General features: G+C 62.6%; 14 protein-coding genes and 2 riboswitches. Of the genes, 3 read left to right on the top strand and 11 right to left on the bottom strand.

Going from position 1 to position 17,938, the window contains the following annotated elements:
• Window positions 1-15 precede the first annotated feature (15 nt).
• Window positions 16-873 carry a metal-dependent hydrolase gene (locus MHH62_RS04325; RefSeq protein WP_069868428.1) on the top strand — a complete coding sequence of 286 codons (858 nt, stop codon included), beginning with the start codon at window positions 16-18 and terminating at the stop codon, window positions 871-873.
• A gap of 121 nt (window positions 874-994) precedes the next feature.
• Here MHH62_RS04325 and pepN read toward each other — a convergent pair whose 3' ends face one another.
• From pepN to MHH62_RS04355, 6 genes are read right to left on the bottom strand one after another with little or no spacing between them, the layout of a single operon-like run.
• Window positions 995-3,652, bottom strand: coding sequence for an aminopeptidase N (pepN, locus tag MHH62_RS04330; protein ID WP_019820227.1), 2,658 nt, complete (start codon window positions 3,650-3,652; stop codon window positions 995-997).
• A 13-nt stretch (window positions 3,653-3,665) separates the two neighbouring features.
• On the bottom strand, window positions 3,666-4,496 hold the full coding sequence (locus MHH62_RS04335; RefSeq protein ID WP_032903556.1) for a DUF2797 domain-containing protein: 831 nt from the start codon (window positions 4,494-4,496) through the stop codon (window positions 3,666-3,668).
• Window positions 4,493-4,753, bottom strand: a complete 261-nt coding sequence (locus MHH62_RS04340) for a DUF1315 family protein (RefSeq protein ID WP_003190750.1) — start codon at window positions 4,751-4,753, stop codon at window positions 4,493-4,495. Before MHH62_RS04340 ends, MHH62_RS04335 begins: the two co-directional genes overlap by 4 nt.
• 14 nt (window positions 4,754-4,767) lie before the next feature.
• The gene (locus MHH62_RS04345; protein WP_019820232.1) at window positions 4,768-5,637 is read right to left on the bottom strand and encodes a rhomboid family intramembrane serine protease; all 870 of its coding nucleotides are present in this window, start codon (window positions 5,635-5,637) and stop codon (window positions 4,768-4,770) included.
• Window positions 5,634-6,608 (bottom strand): metallophosphoesterase, encoded by a 975-nt coding sequence (locus MHH62_RS04350; protein WP_161793215.1) that lies wholly within the window; start codon window positions 6,606-6,608, stop codon window positions 5,634-5,636. Before MHH62_RS04350 ends, MHH62_RS04345 begins: the two co-directional genes overlap by 4 nt.
• The gene (locus MHH62_RS04355; RefSeq protein WP_003217892.1) at window positions 6,605-7,495 is read right to left on the bottom strand and encodes an NAD(+) kinase; all 891 of its coding nucleotides are present in this window, start codon (window positions 7,493-7,495) and stop codon (window positions 6,605-6,607) included. The genes MHH62_RS04350 and MHH62_RS04355 overlap by 4 nt, the downstream gene beginning before the upstream one ends.
• Window positions 7,496-7,639: 144 nt before the next feature.
• Between MHH62_RS04355 and MHH62_RS04360 the strand changes: the two genes are divergently transcribed.
• On the top strand, window positions 7,640-8,587 hold the full coding sequence (locus MHH62_RS04360) for a DUF1853 family protein (RefSeq protein WP_339232562.1): 948 nt from the start codon (window positions 7,640-7,642) through the stop codon (window positions 8,585-8,587).
• A 322-nt stretch (window positions 8,588-8,909) separates the two neighbouring features.
• Here MHH62_RS04360 and MHH62_RS04365 read toward each other — a convergent pair whose 3' ends face one another.
• From MHH62_RS04365 to MHH62_RS04385, 5 genes are all read right to left on the bottom strand, one after another.
• Window positions 8,910-9,512, bottom strand: coding sequence for a VWA domain-containing protein (locus MHH62_RS04365; protein WP_019820242.1), 603 nt, complete (start codon window positions 9,510-9,512; stop codon window positions 8,910-8,912).
• Window positions 9,513-9,565: 53 nt separating this feature from the next.
• Window positions 9,566-10,570 carry an AAA family ATPase gene (locus tag MHH62_RS04370; protein WP_339232563.1) on the bottom strand — a complete coding sequence of 335 codons (1,005 nt, stop codon included), beginning with the start codon at window positions 10,568-10,570 and terminating at the stop codon, window positions 9,566-9,568.
• Window positions 10,571-10,695: 125 nt separating this feature from the next.
• Entirely contained in the window at window positions 10,696-14,457 is a 3,762-nt protein-coding gene (gene cobN, locus MHH62_RS04375; protein ID WP_339232564.1) for a cobaltochelatase subunit CobN, read from the bottom strand.
• Window positions 14,458-14,459: 2 nt separating this feature from the next.
• Window positions 14,460-15,521, bottom strand: coding sequence for a cobalamin biosynthesis protein CobW (gene cobW, locus MHH62_RS04380; RefSeq protein WP_014718278.1), 1,062 nt, complete (start codon window positions 15,519-15,521; stop codon window positions 14,460-14,462).
• A 92-nt stretch (window positions 15,522-15,613) separates the two neighbouring features.
• Window positions 15,614-15,814: riboswitch (cobalamin riboswitch) on the bottom strand.
• A 64-nt stretch (window positions 15,815-15,878) separates the two neighbouring features.
• Window positions 15,879-17,246: a M10 family metallopeptidase C-terminal domain-containing protein gene (locus tag MHH62_RS04385; protein ID WP_003190737.1), complete on the bottom strand. Its 1,368-nt coding sequence runs from the start codon at window positions 17,244-17,246 to the stop codon at window positions 15,879-15,881.
• Window positions 17,247-17,437: 191 nt separating this feature from the next.
• Window positions 17,438-17,650, top strand: a riboswitch (cobalamin riboswitch).
• Between the two features lie 95 nt (window positions 17,651-17,745).
• On the opposite strand from MHH62_RS04385, the gene MHH62_RS04390 reads away from it, so the two are divergent.
• Complete coding sequence (locus MHH62_RS04390; RefSeq protein ID WP_003190735.1) at window positions 17,746-17,934, top strand: CbtB-domain containing protein; 189 nt, start codon at window positions 17,746-17,748, stop codon at window positions 17,932-17,934.
• Window positions 17,935-17,938 lie beyond the last annotated feature (4 nt).

Here is a 17,938-nt window from a genome sequence, read left to right on the forward strand (position 1 = left end):
ACAGGAGCACGCACCATGTTGCCGATCCGTCGCGATATCCGTTTTGCCTTGCCTGCCGAGCGCATCAAGAACTGGCACGAACAAGGGCCTGTGGTCAGCCATTTCTTCAATGCCCTGTCGCTGCTGTTTCCCCAGGGCGAGCTGTTCTTCATGGACAGCGTGCGCCACTACCGTGGGCAGATCGACGATGCCGAACTGAAAAAAGAGATCCAGGGGTTTATCGGCCAGGAGGCCATGCACAGCCGTGAACACGTGGCGTATAACGACTTGCTGCAAGCGGCCGGTCTGCCGGCGCACTCCCTCGACCGACGCCTGAAGTTCTTCCTCGACCTGCAGAAAAAACACCTGCCGGCGTCGTTCAACCTGGCGGTGACCATCGCCCTGGAACACTACACCGCCATGCTCGCGGAAATCCTGCTGAGCGACCCTTCGCGCTTTGGCGACTCACTCAAGGGTTACCAGCAGATGTGGTACTGGCACGCCCTGGAAGAAACCGAACACAAAGCCGTGGCGTTCGATGTGTGGAACAGGGTGATCAAGCCAGGGCCTGCACGTTACCTGCTGCGCACCGGCACCATGCTGACCACCAGCGTGCTGTTCTGGGTGGTGGTGCTGGATTTTCACGTGCGCCTGTTGATTGCCGACCGCACTTCGGGCGGCACGCTGAAGGGCTTGTGGCGCATGGTGAAGTTCTTGTATGGGCCCAAGGGTGTGTTTCCACGGATGTTCCGGCCGTGGCTGCATTACTTCAAGCCGGGCTTTCATCCCTGGGATCATGACAACCGGGCGCGGTTGGCGGGCATTGACCGGTTGGTCGAAGAGATAGAGCGCACGCGCCGCAGTTACGACGCTTATCAAACTGACGCCTCCTGACCTAAATGTGGGAGCGGGCTTGCTCGCGAAAGCGGTGGGTCAGTCATATTGATGTCGACTGACACGCCGCCTTCGCGAGCAAGCCCGCTCCCCCAGGGGGATCGCGTTAAGGCAGTGAGGGTTACGCCAGGCTCTTGCTGACCACCTCAAACACATCGCTGGACAGTTCACCCGCACCCAGGATGCGCTCCAGCTCCGCCTTCATCAGCGCCTGCCGGGCGCTGTCGTATTTACGCCAGCGTGTCAGCGGCGCCAGTTGGCGCGAGGCGATCTGCGGGTTCAAGGTATTGAGCTGGATTACCAGGTCGGCCAGGAAGCGATAGCCCGAGCCATCCGCCGCATGGAAGTTGATCAGGTTCTGCCCGGCAAATGCGCCCACCAGTGCGCGCACCTTGTTGGGGTTCTTGATGGTGAACGCCGGGTGCTCCATCAACGCCTTGACCCGCGCCAGCCCGCCCGGCAAGGTGCTGCCGGCCTGTACGCTGAACCATTGGTCCATGACCAGCGGGTTGTCCTTGAAATTTTCGGCAAACACCGCCAAGGCCTGGGCTTTCTCTGCTTCGAACGGCGAGTTCACCAACACCGCCAACGCCGTCAGGCGTTCGGTCATGTTATCGCTGGTGTCGAACTGATCCAGGGTGGCCGCCAACACTTCTGGCTTGCCGCTGAGCATCAGGTACGACAGCGCGATGTTCTGCAGCGCACGCCGGGCGAAGTGCTCGGCTTCTGCCACGTAAGGCGTTTGCTTGGACAGCTCGCGGTTGGCCTGGTAGCGCAGCCACAAGCCTTCGAACAGGTTGTCGGCCAGTTGCTTGCGGGCAAACTCGCGGGCAGCGTGGATAGCGTCCACATCCGCCACCTCGCTGATTTCCGTGAGGTAGGCTTCGCTCGGCAACGAGAGCATTTCGGCGACCATGGCCTGGTCCAGGCTTTCATCACTCAACACCGTGCGCAGCGCGTCGATCAAGCGTTGATCAAGCTTCAGCGGCTGGCCCGCCTGATGCTGGCCGATCAGCTCCTGCAACACCTGCACGGCCAACTGCTGGCCGGCATCCCAGCGGTTGAAACCGTCGCTGTCGTGCTGCATCAGGAACATCAGTTGATCGCGGCTGTAGGGGAAGCTGAGCTTCACCGGCGCCGAGAAACCACGCAGCAACGAAGGCAAGGGTTTTTCAGCGATGTCGACGAAGGTAAAGGTCTGTTCCGCTTCGGTTACCGAAATTACCCGCGAAGTGTCGCCCGCCGTCGCTTCACCGGCCAGGCGCAAGGCAATGCCGGCGCCCTGCCCGTCCAGCAAGCCCAGCGCCACCGGGATCACGAAGGGCAACTTCTCGACCTTATCCGGAGTGGGTGGGCAGCTCTGGCGGAAGGTCAGGCTGTAGGTCTTGGCCGCCGCATCGTAGGCTTCGCTCACCGCCAGGCGCGGGGTACCGGCCTGGCTGTACCAGCGCTTGAACTGGCTGAGGTCGGCGCCGTTGGCGTCTTCCATGGCCTTGATGAAGTCGTCGCAGGTCACGGCCTGGCCGTCATGGCGGTCGAAATACAGGTCGCTGCCTTTGCGAAAGCCTTCGGCACCGAGCAAGGTGTGGATCATGCCGACCACTTCCGAGCCCTTTTCATACACGGTCAGGGTGTAGAAGTTGGAGATCTCGATAAAGCTGTCCGGGCGCACGGCGTGGGCCATGGGGCCGGCATCTTCAGCGAACTGGTGGGTACGCAGGTACGCCACGTCCTGGATGCGTTTGACCGTGGCCGAGTTCATGTCGGCAGAGAAGCCCGAGTCACGGAACACGGTGAAGCCTTCCTTGAGCGACAGTTGGAACCAGTCGCGGCAGGTCACGCGGTTGCCCGACCAGTTATGGAAGTATTCGTGGGCGACGATGGCTTCGACGCGCTGGTGAGCGGCGTCTGTAGCGGTTTCGGCGCGGGCCAGCACGGCGCTGGAGTTGAAGATGTTAAGGCCCTTGTTCTCCATGGCGCCCATGTTGAAGTCGTTGACCGCGACGATCATGAAGATGTCCAGGTCGTACTCGCGGCCGTAGGTCTCTTCGTCCCAGCGCATGGATTTTTTCAGGCTGGTCATGGCGTGCTGGCACTTGTCGATATTTTCCGGCTCGACGTAGATGCGTAGCGCGACTTCGCGGTTGGTCATGGTGGTGAAGCTGTCTTCAACGCACCACAGGTCACCGGCCACCAGCGCAAACAGGTACGCCGGCTTCTTGAACGGATCTTCCCAGGTCGCCCAGTGCCGGCCGTCTTCACCGGGGCCGCTGGCGATCGGGTTGCCGTTGGACAACAGCACCGGGTAGCTGTGCTGCTCGGCGATCACCGTGGTGGTGAACACGCTCATCACGTCCGGGCGGTCGAGGTAATAGGTGATCTTGCGGAAACCTTCGGCCTCGCACTGGGTGCAGAACATACCGCTGGATTTGTACAAGCCTTCCAGGGCGGTGTTGGTTTCTGGGTGGATCTTGACGGTGGTGTCGAGGGTGAAGGTCTCACTCTTGGGCTGCACGGTCAGGTGGCTGTCGGTCAGCTGGTAGTCAGCGTCCGTCAACGGCTGGTCGGCCAGGTTGACACTCAACAGCTCAAGTTGCTGGCCATCGAGCACCAATGGCGGCAAACCGGCGCCGCGCTCGGGGTTGCGGCGCATCACCAGCTGCGCGTGGACCAGGCTGTGGTCCTCGAACAACTCGAAGGTCAGGTGCGTCTCGTCGATCAGGTAGTCCGGCGCCTGATAGTCCTTAAGGTAAATCATCTTCGGTTGTTCGGTGCGCATGCTGGGGATCCTTCTACTGATGCACGGCGAGCTGATAGGCCGTGTATTTACGAATGTTGATGACGCCGGTGTCGAAGATCAGGTATTGGCCCTTGATCCCCAGCAGCGTGCCTTCGGCAATCGGGTTCTTGTCCAGGTTGAAGCTGACGATCTTGGTCGGATACTGCTCGACCGGGTAGCGGATTTCAATCGGCTCGATGTCGGCAATGGTTTGGATGGCTTGCAGGCCAAAGCGTTCCTGCAAACCCAGCAAGCCCTCGGCGCAAGAGGCGAACAGCCCATCACGCACCTGCTTGAGGTCCACCGCTTGCGCGTCGCCCTTGAGCAAGGCGCGCCAGTTGGTCTTGTCGGCCACCTGACTGCGGAACAGGTCTTCGACGAAGCCCGATTGCTGGCGTGTCGCCACGCGCATGATCGGCAGCGCCTGGCTGGCGCCCTGGTCCAGCCAACGGGTGGGCAACTGCGTAGCACGCGTAATGCCGACCTTGATGCCCGACGAGTTGGCCAGGTACACCACGTGGTCGGTCATGCAGAATGTCTCGCCCCAGCCCGGATCGCGGCAGGTACCGGCGTCGTAATGGCAACGCTCGGGGCTCATGATGCACAGGTCACACTGGGCCAGCTTGGTCATGCAGGGGTAGCAGTAGCCCTGGCTGAAGCTGGTCTTGGTCTTGCGCCCGCAATGGCTGCAATGAATCGCGCCCAGGTATTCCAGGCGGATATGGGTACCGATCAGCGGATTGACCGGCACCTCGGTGCTTCCTAAGCGAAAGGCGTATTGAACGGTCGGCTCACCGAGCTGCGCCGACATTTTGCTGACTGCACCGCGACCAATTTCAATCAATGGATCGCATCCGACTTGAACAGGATATTCGGTACTGGCGCGGATTTGGACGCGCACTCCTGCGGGCCCATATAGCCGGTGCGCTGCTCTTCGGGCAGGTTCTGGATCTCCCAGGCGATCATCGCTTGCAACGACAATTCGCGCTGCTCGGCGGTGAGCTTGCGGCCATCGGACCATTTGCCGATCTCTACCGCGAGCTTGAGGCTCTCGTAGATGTCCGGGGTGATGTTTTCGATCATTTCAGCAAAAGAGGACATAAGGCTCTTCCTTATCAAAGAGACGCTTTGCGACGGTTGTACAAACCGCCGAGCAAACCCGTCAAGCAACCGATGACCAACCCGCCCACATGGGCCGCGTTGGCGATTTCGCCGAAACCGATCATCGAGACCAGCCCCGACAGGCAGAGCAACAACCACACCAGCATCATCACCAGCACCCCACGGGGCAGGCGATAGGCCGGGTTGGGCGACAATAATTGAAAGATCCAGCAGTGCCCGAGCAGGCCGTACAACACGCCAGACAAGCCGCCAAACAAGCCGGGGCCACCGTAGGCGTATTGCACGTAGTTGGAGACCAGGCTGAACAACAGGGTCAGGCCCAGCAGGTTGATGCTGCCCTGGCGCGCTTCAATGCGCCGACCCAGCTCCCAGTACCACATGCCGTTCATCGCCAGATGCAGGATGCCGAAGTGGATCAGCATCGGCGTGACCAGGCGCCACCACTGCCCCGAGGCCAGGGTGTCAGCCAACGGCGTGAACTGGATGTACTCGCCCAGCACCCGGAACGGCAGGAAGGTCAGCCAGGCCATGGTTTGCAGGTTTTCACCCAGCAGGGTCACCGCACCCACAATCAGGCTGGCCAACAGCACCAGCGCGGTGACTGGACTGTGGCGCACCTGCTGGACAAAACCTGGCCGCGCAACCGGCGCCTGCTCGGGAATGTCCAGTTGCTGGTCGGGGTCGCCAGCGGGGAAACGTTGATACAGCACGCGCACGTCGTCGCTGATGGCCTCGGGCACCCACAGCACCTGTTCACCGGCCTCCTCGCTGACGCGGTGCGGCACCTGCATGCGGTGCAGCAACTTGACGAAGCCCCCCAGGTCGACGCTCAGGGGCAAGCGCAATACAGCTACGGTACTCATGGAATGGCCTCTGGTCGCTCAACGTCGACCCATACGAATTTACGCGGATCCAGCTGGGTTTCCTGGTCCAGTCGATACGCCACCAGCTTGCCGTACAGCACCGCGCTGTAGTCCAGGCAGGCCAGGTTCGGGCGGATCGGCGCGGGTTTGCCGCTGCGCCAGTAGTGGCCGACGAACAACAGCGGTTCATCGACGCCATAGCGCAGCAAAGAATTCTTTTGTGTGGACGACAACGGCGTGCGTGCCACCGGCTCCGGCAAGGCGTCGGGCTGGAACACGATGTCGCCGTAGGTCTTGGGGTCGTCTTCCCAGAACTTGGTGCGAAAGAACGAACGCGTCAGGCCATCGCCACCGGTCAGGGTGAGCCCATCGGGCAGGCGCATATCGGTGCCGCGCAACAGGCGATCGAATGCATTGCAGGCGAAACTGCCCGGTACGGCGGCGGCTTGCAGGAAGTGTTGGTCGATGCAGCCGTCCGGGAAGGTCGCGCGCAGCGGCTGGATAAAACTGTCATCCCAGCACGCGTGCACTACGCGAAAACGCCCGGCGTCGACAAACAGCGGCATGTCGTAGAACCAGCCGAGGAAGTCGTGCCAGTCGGCCGGGTGGTGTTCGAACTGGGTCAGGGTCTCTTGGATCAAGCGGGCGTGGCGCGGGTTGTGCTCACGCACAAACTGCTTGCCGCTGCCCGGCGGGGCCGGCGTGGTCCAGCCCAGCGCATTGAACTCGTGGTTGCCCATGATGCACAGCGCCTGGCCGGCCTCGGTCATATCGTGGACGATATGCAGCGCCTCACGGATGCGCGGGCCACGGTCGATGATATCGCCCAGGAACACCGCCATGCGTGACGGATGGCGCCAAGTGCCGCCCTGCTTGTGGTAACCCAATTGGTCGAGCAAGTGCTCAAGGGTATGAGCGCAACCGTGCACGTCACCAATCAGGTCGTAGCTACGCGCGGGATCGAGCATCAGTCGCCTCCACCTCCCAAGCGGCTGCCCCAGCCCAACTTGGTGCGGCACACTTCGTAGTAGTTGTGATCCAGAGGGTGGATCAAGCGCAACTTCTGTGCCTTCTTGCTCACGGTGATGGTGTCACCGGGGGCGCAGGTGAAATGGTTCTGCCCGTCGCAGGAGACTTGCGGGTAGATTTGCATGTCTTTGGACACCACGATTTTCAGCTCACTGTTGCCATCGACCACAATTGGCCGACTGGACAACATATGGGGGTACATCGGCACGATCACAATGGCATCGAGCTTGGGGTGCATGATCGGGCCGCCGGCCGACAGCGCGTAGGCGGTAGAACCGGTGGGTGTGGCGACGATCAGGCCGTCGGCCTTCTGGCTGCAGACGAACTGGCCGTCGATATACAGCTCGAACTCGATCATGCGCGTGGATTTGCCGGGGTGCAGCACCACGTCGTTAAGGGCATCGCCCTGGCCGATCGCCTCGCCATGGCGGCGCACTTCGGCCTGCAGCAGGAAGCGGTTCTCCACCAGGTAATGGCCGTCGAGCACCTTGGCCACTTCGACTTCCAGCTCATCGGGGCGGATGTCGGTGAGGAACCCCAGGCTGCCGCGGTTGATCCCCAGCACCGGCACGTTATGCCGCGCCAGCGCCCGGGCAGCGCCGAGCAGGCTGCCATCGCCACCGACCACGATGACCATGTCGCACACCTCGCCGAGCATCTTGCGCGACGAGGTTTGCAGGCCGTGGCCAGGGAGGATTTCAGCGATGGTGTCTTCGAGGATCACATGCAGGTGGCGCTCGAGCAGAAACTTCTTCAGCCGGCGGACGGTGTCCAACACCTGGGTACTGCCCAGGCGACCGATAATGCCGATATTGCGAAATTGCTCCATGGGGCTCCTGCGGGATCTGGGGTGAGGCAAAAAGAGCGATTATGGGCGAAAGGCCGTCTCAGGCAAAATCCTTTGTCGCCGCCACGCCTTGATGACAATGGTTCTCAGGCACCTTCTGCGCGCTGAAAAGGCTATGCTCGGACCATGACGCCATTCCCCGACTTGCACACCCTGCCACGCCAACTGCGCCACCCCGAGGTGCGCGACCTGGCGTGGGTGATGCTCGCACCACCGATGCTGGCGCAGACGCCTTGGCCGCAGCGCCATCCGCTGGCGGGCAGTGACTGGGTGCAAGCCCCTCACCAACTCGAAGCCTGGCTGCGCCAGCTGGACCAGGACAGCAGCGCGTTGCAGCAGTGGTTGAGCCTGGCACGTACCCGGCGCCTGGGCCTGTACTACGAGCGCTTGTGGCAATTTGCGGTGCAGCAGGCGCCGGGTGTGGAGTTGCTGGCCGCCAACCTGCCGATCCGCCGTGCCGGGCACACGCTGGGCGAGTTGGACATGCTGCTGCGCGACCGCGATGGGGTGCACCACCTGGAACTGGCGATCAAACTCTACCTGGGCCCGCAGGACGGCAACGGCCAGGACGCTACGCAATGGCTGGGGCCTGGCTGCCATGATCGGCTGGACCGCAAGCTGGCACACCTGGCCGAGCATCAATTGCCAATCTCTGCGCGGGCAGAAAGCCGCGAGGCCTTGGCGGCGCTGGATATCCAAGCGTTCGATGCGCATTTGTGGCTCGGCGGCTATCTGCTCTACCCCTGGCCCGGCGCGGCGCTCTCCCCCCTCGGCGCTCACCCGCAGCACCTGCGTGGGCGCTGGTTGCATCAGCGCGACTGGACAGACTTTGTCAGCACCCGCCCAGAGGGCCGTTGGCAACCCCTGCCCCGCCATGCCTGGCTGGCGCCCGCGCATTACCCGGCCGATAAAGTGTGGAGTGAAGTGCAGATGCAAGGTTGGCTGGCAGACCTGGACCCGATGGCCCCGGCGCAGTTGCTGGTGCGCATGGTGCCGAACGGTGAGGAGTGGGAAGAAGCCGAGCGGTTGTTTCTGGTGGCCGATCTTTGGCCGAATGTACCGGGGACAGGCTGATAGGTGTGCGGTGTAATTGAGGGCCTCATCGCAGGCAAGCCAGCTCCCACATGGAACCGGCGGCGCCGCCACAATGTGGGAGCTGGCTTGCCTGCGATGGCGATAGCCCAGGCGCTACAGCTTATCGATGTGCTGATAATCCAACTGAAGCCACACTGTTTGACGCGCCGCCTATCCCTGTGGGAGCTGGCTTGCCTGCGATGGCGATAGCCCAGGCGCTATAGCTTATCGATGTGCTGATACTCCAACTGAAGCCACACTGTTTGACGCGCCGCCTATCCCTGTGGGAGCTGGCTTGCCTGCGATGGCGATAGCCCAGGCGCTACAACTTATCGATGTGCTGATACTCCAACTGCAATCCGACCGCCAATTCCTCAGCACGCCCCAACCTGATAGGCCCACGTTCGATGTCAATCAGCATGCCTGGACACTCCAACCGCGGCAGCGCGCCCGTCGCCTTGAGCCGCCCATCGGTCACCACCAGCAGCTTCTGTTGCTCGGCCCGATAGCGCTTGCGCCGTGCCGCCAACCAATGCCCCGCCTCCGTCAGCGCAGCCAGCAACGGCGTCCCGCCGCCTGCTCCCAACTGCCCCAACCAATCGGCCAAGCCTTTCGCCGCCTTCAAGCCTTGCACCTGCCACTTCGGCGATTGCCCGCTGGCCGTCAATAACGCCATGCGCGCCCGTTGCCGATAAGCATCGTCAAACAGCTGAGCCAACAACCCCTTGGCATCGGTCAACGCCCGATGGCGCCGCGTGGACGCCGAGGCATCGACAATCACCAACCACAGTTCAGGAGCCGACCGGCTACGCAGGTGGAACAGCAGGTCCTCACGGCATTGCGGCCGCCCACCCAGCAACGTGCCCGGCCAATTGATCGCCCCGCGCTGTGCGCTGCGGGCCTTGCCCTGCCGGCCAGTGTTCAATCGCCCCGCCTGGGGCCGGGCATCCGCCCCCGTGTCAGCTCGGGGGCGGATGCCTAGGGCTTTTTTGGCCAGGTGGGTACATCGCGGCGGGTGCCCGTGGGCAAGGCGGGTGCGGGCATATCGCCCCACTGGCCTTGGCCGGGCGAGGGGTCAGAGGGTGACGGTGACGGCCCGTCATCCGGCTGGGGCGGCGCGCCTGCCGGGGTTTGCTGCTGGCGGCGATGGCGCAAGGCGAACTCCGCCACCGCGTCGATATCGTCCTGCTCGATAGCTACGGCGCCACGCCACGCCGCATGGGCACGGGCGCCACGCAACCAGACCAGGTCGGCACGCAGGCCGTCGACCCCTGCGGCAAAGCAGCGCTCGGTGATGTGGGCCAACGCCTGGTCATCCAGGGCGATACTGTCTAGCCGTGCCCGCGCCAGGGTGCAGCGTTCGCGCAAGGCAGCTTGCGCTGGCGCCCACTGCGCGCAGAACGCCGCCGGGTCAGTGTCGAAATCCAGGCGACGCCGAATGATCTGCCCGCGCTCGGCGGGCAAGGTTTGCCCGCTCAAGGCCACGTTGAAGCCGAAGCGGTCGAGCAACTGCGGGCGCAGCTCGCCCTCCTCCGGGTTCATGGTGCCAATCAGTACAAAGCGCGCCGCATGGCGATGGGAAATCCCGTCGCGTTCGATCAGGTTGGTGCCGCTGGCGGCTACGTCCAGCAGCAGGTCCACCAAGTGGTCGGCCAGCAGGTTGACTTCATCCACGTACAACACCCCGCCGTCGGCCTTGGCCAACACGCCGGGGGAGAATTGCGCGCGGCCTTCGCCCAGCGCGGCATCCAGGTCCAGGGTGCCGACCAGGCGCTCTTCGGTTGCGCCCAGGGGCAAAGTGACAAACTGCCCGCTGGCCAGCAGGTCCGCCAACCCACGGGCCAGGGTCGACTTGGCCATGCCCCGTGGCCCTTCGATCAGCACGCCGCCGATCTTCGGGTCGATGGCCGCCAGGCACAGCGCGAGCTTCAAGTCATCGGCGCCGACCACGGCGGACAGCGGGAAATGGGGAGTATCAGTCATAGTCAACTCTTAATAGCTCGTTCCAACGCTCCCGCGTGGGAACGCTTCGCTGGACGCTCGGCGTCCGTTCTTGTGACGCAGAGCGTCACGGGCTGCATTCCCACGCGGAGCGTGGGAACGATCACTCAGCTGTCTTCTTCTATGTCCAGCAACAGGTTTTCCAAGGCTTCGCGGTACGTTCCCGGTGCCTGCCACAAGCCACGTTGCTGGGCTTCGAGCATGCGCTCGGTCATGTCGCGCAGGGCATCTGGGTTGTGCTGTTGCACAAAGGCACGGGTATCAGGGTCCAGCAGGTAGGCATCGGCGAGCAAGGCGTATTGGTGATCGTCAATCAGCGCGGTGGTAGCGTCGAAGGCGAACAGGTTGTCCACGGTCGCGGCCATTTCAAACGCGCCTTTATAGCCATGGCGCTTCACGCCTTCGATCCACTTGGGGTTGGCCGCACGGGAACGGATCACCCGGTTGAGCTCTTCTTTCAAGGTGCGGATTTTCGGCACGTCCGGCTGGCTGTGGTCGCCATGGTAGCTGGCGGCCTTTTCGCCGCTCAGGGTTTCCACGGCGGCCAGCATGCCGCCCTGGAATTGGTAGTAGTCGTTGGAGTCGAGCAAGTCGTGCTCGCGATTGTCCTGGTTCTGCAACACCGCCTGCACCTGGCTCAACCGCTGGGCAAATTGCTCGCGGGCCGCAGTGCCTTCGTCAGCCCCCCCGTAAGCGTAGCCACCCCAGTTCAGGTAGACCTCGGCCAAGTCCTCGCGGCTCTGCCACAAGCGCCCGTCAATCGCGCCCTGCACGCCCGCGCCATAGGCACCCGGTTTGGCGCCGAAAATGCGCCAGCCGGCTTGCTTGGCCGCGGCACCTTCATCCAGGCCCGCCTCAAGCAATGCTTGGCGTTCACTGCGCACTTTGGCGGCCAGCGGGTTCATGTCGTCGGGTTCATCCAGGGCCGCCACCGCCTGCACCGCCGCATCGAACAGGCGGATCAGGTTGGCAAACGCATCGCGGAAGAACCCGGACACGCGCAGGGTCACGTCCACGCGCGGACGGTCCAATAAGCTGATCGGCAGGATCTCGAAATCGTCCACCCGCTGGCTGCCGGTGGCCCATACCGGGCGCACGCCCATCAGCGCCATGGCTTGGGCGATATCGTCCCCGCCAGTGCGCATGGTGGCAGTGCCCCATACCGACAGGCCGAGCTGACGCAGGTGGTCACCGTGGTCTTGCAGGTGCCGCTCAAGAATCAGGTTGGCCGACTGGAATCCGAGACGCCAGGCCGTGGTGGTTGGCAGGTTGCGTACGTCCACGGTAAAGAAGTTACGCCCCGTAGGCAGCACATCCAGCCGACCGCGACTCGGCGCACCGCTGGGCCCCGCCGGGACAAAACGCCCACTCAAGGCATCGAGCAAGCCACGCATCTCTGCGGGGCCGCAGGCATCCAGGCGTGGCGCGACGACGATGCGCAGGCCTTCGATCACCGCCTTCACCTCCTGCCAGCCGGGCTCTTCCAACTGTTCGATGGGGCCTTCCAGTGCCTGCTCGATCAAGCGCGCCGCGTACAACTCCAGACGTTCACGGGTATCCCCGGCCGTACGCCACAGCTGATCGTCAATCTTCTGCAACACCAACGGGCGCCGCCCCGTCCAGGGCTCGGCCAGTGCGCAATCGAGCGGATCAAACCCCAGGTCGAATGCCTTGGCCAACACTCGCAGCAGGCTCGACTGCGGGCCCCGGCCATCGCCACGGGGAATGCGCAACAGCGCCAGCAAGGTGTCGATACGCAAGCGGCCCTCGGGCGACTCGCCAAAGATATGCAGGCCATCGCGGATCTGCGATTCCTTCAAGTCGCACAGGTAGGTATCCAGGCGCGGCAGCCACACCGCCGCGTCCGCCTCACTGCCCAGTTCAAGCTCCTGGTCGATACGGGTTTCGCGCACCAGTTTGAGGATGTCTTTTTGCAGCTCCAGCGCACGGCGCGGGTCGAGCAATTGCGCCTCGTAATATTCGTCGGCCAATAACTCAAGGTCACGCAGCGGGCCGTAGGTTTCGGCGCGGGTCAGCGGTGGCATCAGGTGGTCGATGATCACCGCCTGGGTGCGCCGCTTGGCCTGGGCGCCCTCACCCGGGTCGTTGACGATAAACGGGTAGATATTCGGCAGCGGCCCCAGCAATGCATCCGGCCAGCAGTGCTCCGACAGGCCCACGCCTTTGCCGGGCAGCCACTCCAGGTTGCCGTGCTTGCCCACATGGATCACGCCGTGGGCGCCGTAGGTATGGCGTAGCCAGAAATAGAACGCCAGGTAGCCATGGGGCGGCACCAGGTCCGGGTCGTGGTACACCGCGCTGGCATCTACCTGGTAACCCCGGGCCGGCTGGATGCCGACAAAGGTCAGGCCCAGGCGCAGGCCGGCGACCATCAAGCGGCCATCGCGGCACATCGGATCGTTTTGCGGCGCGCCCCAACGCTCCAGCACGGCCTGGCGATTGGAGGCCGGCAAACGATCAAACATCGCCTGGTATTCCACAAGGCTCAGGCTTTGATGGCAGGGGCGCAGGTCGAGGCTGTCGAGATCGTTGGTGACGCCGCCGAGCAGTTCGTGGATCAGCGCGGTGCCGCTGTCGGGCAGCCGCTCCGCCACCGGGTAGCCCTCGGCTTGCAAGGCGCGCAGGATATTCAGCGCTGCCGCAGGGGTGTCCAGGCCTACGCCGTTGCCGATGCGACCGTCGCGGGTCGGGTAGTTGGCGAGGATCAACGCAATCCGTTTCTCGGCATTGGGCACCCGCGCCAACTCGACCCAACGGCGTGCCAGCTCAGCGACAAAATCCATGCGTTCGGGCGCTGCGCGGTAGCACACCACGTCCGACTGGCTGCGCTCGCTGCGCCAGGCCAGGTCCTTGAAACTGATCGGCCGGCTGATGATGCGCCCGTCCAACTCCGGCAAGGCAATGTGCATCGCCAGGTCGCGGGGCCCCAGGCCTTGTTCGCTGGCCTGCCAGCCGGGCTGGTTGTCCTGGGCGCAGATCGCCTGGATCACCGGGATATTGCGGCGAAACGGGCGCAAATGCGGCGCTTCCGGGCTCGATTGGGCAAAGCCGGTGGTGTTCAGAATTACCGCGGCTTGCACGTCATCCAGCAGGTCCTCGACCACCGTGAGGCAGCCGGGTTCTTTCAAACTGGCCACCGCGACAGGCAAGGGGTTGAGGCCCGCCGCCTGTAAGCGCTGGCAGAACACATCAATAAAACCGGTATTGGCCGCCTGTAAATGGGAGCGGTAGAACAGCACCGCAGCCACCGGCCAATCAGCGTGCCAATCGGCCTGCCAGTCATTGAGGCGGGCATTGGCGTTGTGCGGGTGATAGATCGCCGTGCGCGGCAGCGCTTGCGGCTCGGCCCAGGCATAGTCGCGTCCCAGGTGGGCACTGGCCAGGCAGTGGTAAAAATCCAGGGCATTGCCCAGGCCACCTTGGCGCAGGAAGTGCCACAGGCGCTCGCGGTGTTCGGCCGCAACGGTGCTCAGGCTGCTGAGTTCCGGGTCCGGGCGGTCGTCACCCGGCACCAGAATCAGGGTGACGCCGCGTTCGGCCAACTCCACCAGGCGCTCGATGCCGTAGCGCCAATACCCGATGCCGCCGTGCAATGACAGCAGGATGACCTTGGCGTGGCGCAATACCTCGTCGACGTACAGGTCGACCGAGGCATGGTTCTGCACCTGCATCGGGTTGGCCAGGCGCAGGCTGGGGTAATCCTCGGGCAATTGCTGGGCGGCTTCGGCGAGCAGCGCCAGGCTGGAATCGCCGCTGCACAGGATCACCAGTTCAGCGGGGGTCTGGCCAAGGTCGGCTATATTGTCGTCCGCGACGAAACCACCGGGTTGGGTCCTGAGCAGGTGCATGGTTAAACGCTGAGGGCAGCGCGCAATTGCGCTTCGAGGCCGGCGGCGTCCAGTTCCTGGCCGATCAGCACCAGGCGCGTGGTGCGTGCTTCGTCAGCGCCCCAGGCACGGTCGAAGTGCTTGTCAAAGCGCGTGCCCACGCCCTGGATCAGCAGGCGCATCGGTTTGTTGGGGATCGCGGCAAACCCTTTCACCCGCAGGATGCCGTGCTGCACCACCAATTGGGTCAGGGCGTCGAGCAGCAGCGCCTCATCGGCTTGGGGCAAGTCGATGGAGATGGAGTCAAAGGCATCGTGATCGTGGTCGTCTTCACCTTCGTGGTGATGGTCGTGATGGCTGTGACGCCCGTCGATATGTTCCTCGGAACCGGCGCCCAGGCCGATCAGCACGTCCAGAGGCAGGCGACCGCTGCTGGCTTCGATGATCTTCACCGCGGCCGGCAGTTCTTCGGCGACCTCCAGGCGCACGCGGGCCAGGTCTTCGGCGCTGATCAGGTCGCTTTTGTTGAGGATCACCAGGTCGGCGCTGGCCAGTTGGTCGGCGAACAGCTCATGCAACGGCGACTCGTGGTCCAGGTTCGGGTCAAGTTTGCGCTGGGCGTCGACCTGGTCCGGGAAGGCGGCAAAGGTACCGGCGGCCACGGCCGGGCTGTCGACCACGGTGATCACCGCGTCAACGGTGCAGGCGCTGCGGATTTCCGGCCACTGGAAGGCTTGCACCAACGGCTTGGGCAGGGCCAGGCCCGAGGTTTCGATGAGGATATGGTCCAGGTCACCGCGACGGGCGACCAATTCGCGCATCACCGGAAAGAACTCTTCCTGCACCGTGCAGCACAGGCACCCGTTGGCCAGTTCGTAGACGCGGCCATTGGCTTCTTCTTCGGTGCAACCGATAGAACACTGCTTGAGGATTTCACCGTCGATGCCCAGCTCGCCGAACTCGTTGACGATCACCGCAATGCGACGGCCCTGGGCGTTGTCGAGCATATGGCGCAACAGCGTGGTTTTGCCCGAGCCAAGGAAGCCGGTAACGATGGTGACGGGAAGTTTGGCCAGTGTTTTCATCGAATGCCCTTTGGGGCGGGCATACGGGACGACAGGCCCTGCGGCGGCGCGCAGCAGCGGATTTCGTCACCGGATCACCCCGCCCGGTTGAATTGGAAAATCAGTCGCGAGGCAGGTCTCCTGGCTTGGGGTGTGCAGGTCTTGCGACCAACGCTGACTGCGCCTTCCCGCCCTATCGGCAGTGGCGTGGCAGTCAACTGAACCCTTCACAGTTGCGGGGGCAGCCGCGGCTTGAACCGCGTTCCCTTCTTAGCTTCGGCCTGGGCCGAAGAACCTCGAGGGTGCAAGGCTACGCAGTGCACGGCAGGCGGTCAATGCTCAAGCACCTGCCGGCAAGTCGGTCCAGGCAGCGGCCAACTAGGCGTAGCGCTGCCTGCCAGGATTGGCGGTGATGATGTCGGGCACATTGATCGGGCCGTAAGCCTTGAGGAAAAAATCAAATCGGCCATTCCCTGTGAGGTCGATGGCCAGCCTAGACAGGTTAGTCGTACGGTTGTAATCCAGAATCGCTTCACCTGGTTTGCCCGTCAGCCGCCTGACGAACCTCAGGGCATCAACCCCCGCGTTGCCCAGCAGGTTCGACAGATCGATTCTGTCCACACCCGTGACAAAATCCATAATCTGATCGGGATATTCCGGCGTGGAGTCGCTGGCATTGTCGTAAGCGAAGGTGTCAGCGCCCCCCGCACCTCGGAGTCGATCCGCACCCGCCCCACCTTTAAGCACGTTGTTTGCTTGGTTACCAATGATCGAGTCATGCCCGGAGCCGCCGATTGCATTCTCCAGCGTAACCCCCTTGGCAATGGAAACATTCCCCACCAGGCCGCCAACATCCGAAAAGGACTCCGCCCGCAAATTGATAGTCTGGTTTTGGTGATACTTGGAAAAGTCCAACGTATCGACACCACCACCGTCCCATACACAAAACAAGGCCGTATCGTGACGCGAGTTCAACTCCAGATAGTCTCGTCCCGCATTGGAGTTGAAGCCATAGGTGGTATCTGAATTGCGCGTCGTGTTATTGGCACCATAAACCCGCTGCGCAGCGGCGATATCATCCATCATCGGCGCCGACGGTAACTTTCCATTGAAGTGTTTACCCGCTTCAGGTGCATCGAAGTAGCTCATCACGCTGTAAGCCCGCGTATCCTGAGCATATAAGGCGTGATCGCGGTAATTGGGATTACCAAAATTATAGGTGCCTGGGTGTAACAGGCCCAGGTTGTGCCCAATTTCATGGGTCAGGGTCATTCGCCCATGGTTGTGCAAGGCTGGATTAGTATTGGTGCCAAATCGGGGATTGATCAGCACTTTACCTTCCTGGCCCGGATACTGGCCGAAGGCGACCTCGTAGTCCGTGCTATTGGAGAACGCTAGAAGCCCCTCGGGGCGACGACTGCCTTCCTGGAATGAAACATTCGCGACATCCTCCCACGATTGCATCGAGCGCCGGGCCTGCTCTTTCTGGGTCGCATTGAACGCCGTGTGCCCTCTTGCGTGCTTGTTGAATGAATAGGAGATCTGCGTGATGCCGTCGCGATTGGCGTCAAACCAACGATGGCCGGTTCGAGTGATTTGACGCGCGGCCTGATCAACCGTGAAAGAGGGTTTATCAACGTTCGATTCAGAGGGGTCGTTGGGCCTGAGGGTCGCATCGGCCACCGCTGATTGCTGATCGCCAGCAAGCGGCGCATGAAAACTTTGCAGCGTATTGGAAAGTCGCATAAAGCCCACCGTTAATTTCAATGTTGCGCGGGGAGATAAACCGGGTTTCCTTCTGAGTTATCGAAAAAAGCGCAGGCGTTCCCAAACACTTCATACATCGCGTGTCTGCCTATTGCGTCTGCAAATACTTCATCGCCGTGTACTTCGTAGGTGTCCTCATCCAATTGACGCTGACCTGCACACCATGCTCTCCTACACACCTTGTTTCGGGTGCCCTTCACAGGGTGAAACGGGAAACCGGTGCGTCAAATCCAATGACAAGTCCGGTGCTGCCCCCGCAACGGTAAGCGAGCGAAGCGTCATGGCCACTGTGCTTTTGCATGGGAAGGCGATGCTTTCAGGAGGACTCTTTGATGAGCCGCCCCTCGCAAGCCCGGAGACCGGCCCGAAAAATTCAGATAACAAACCCGCGGTGGGCGGGCGCTGTTCGAACCCTGCGTGCCTGGCGCGTGGGGTTTTCATGCGCTCGTTTCACCCTGACACCTGAAAGGGACGCGCCATGTCGATCATCAGCAGCACTTCGCACACCGCCACTAGCACCGCCACCCTCAGCCAACGCCTGACCGCCGCCATCGGTGCGTCGATCCTTGGCGCGTGCCTGGTGTATTTCGCCGGGTTCTCGCATATCGAGGCAGTGCACAACGCCGCCCACGATACCCGCCACAGCGCCGCGTTCCCGTGCCATTGAGAGC

It is taken from the genome of Pseudomonas sp. FSL L8-0168, assembly GCF_037976155.1.
GTDB lineage: Bacteria > Pseudomonadota > Gammaproteobacteria > Pseudomonadales > Pseudomonadaceae > Aquipseudomonas > Aquipseudomonas paracarnis.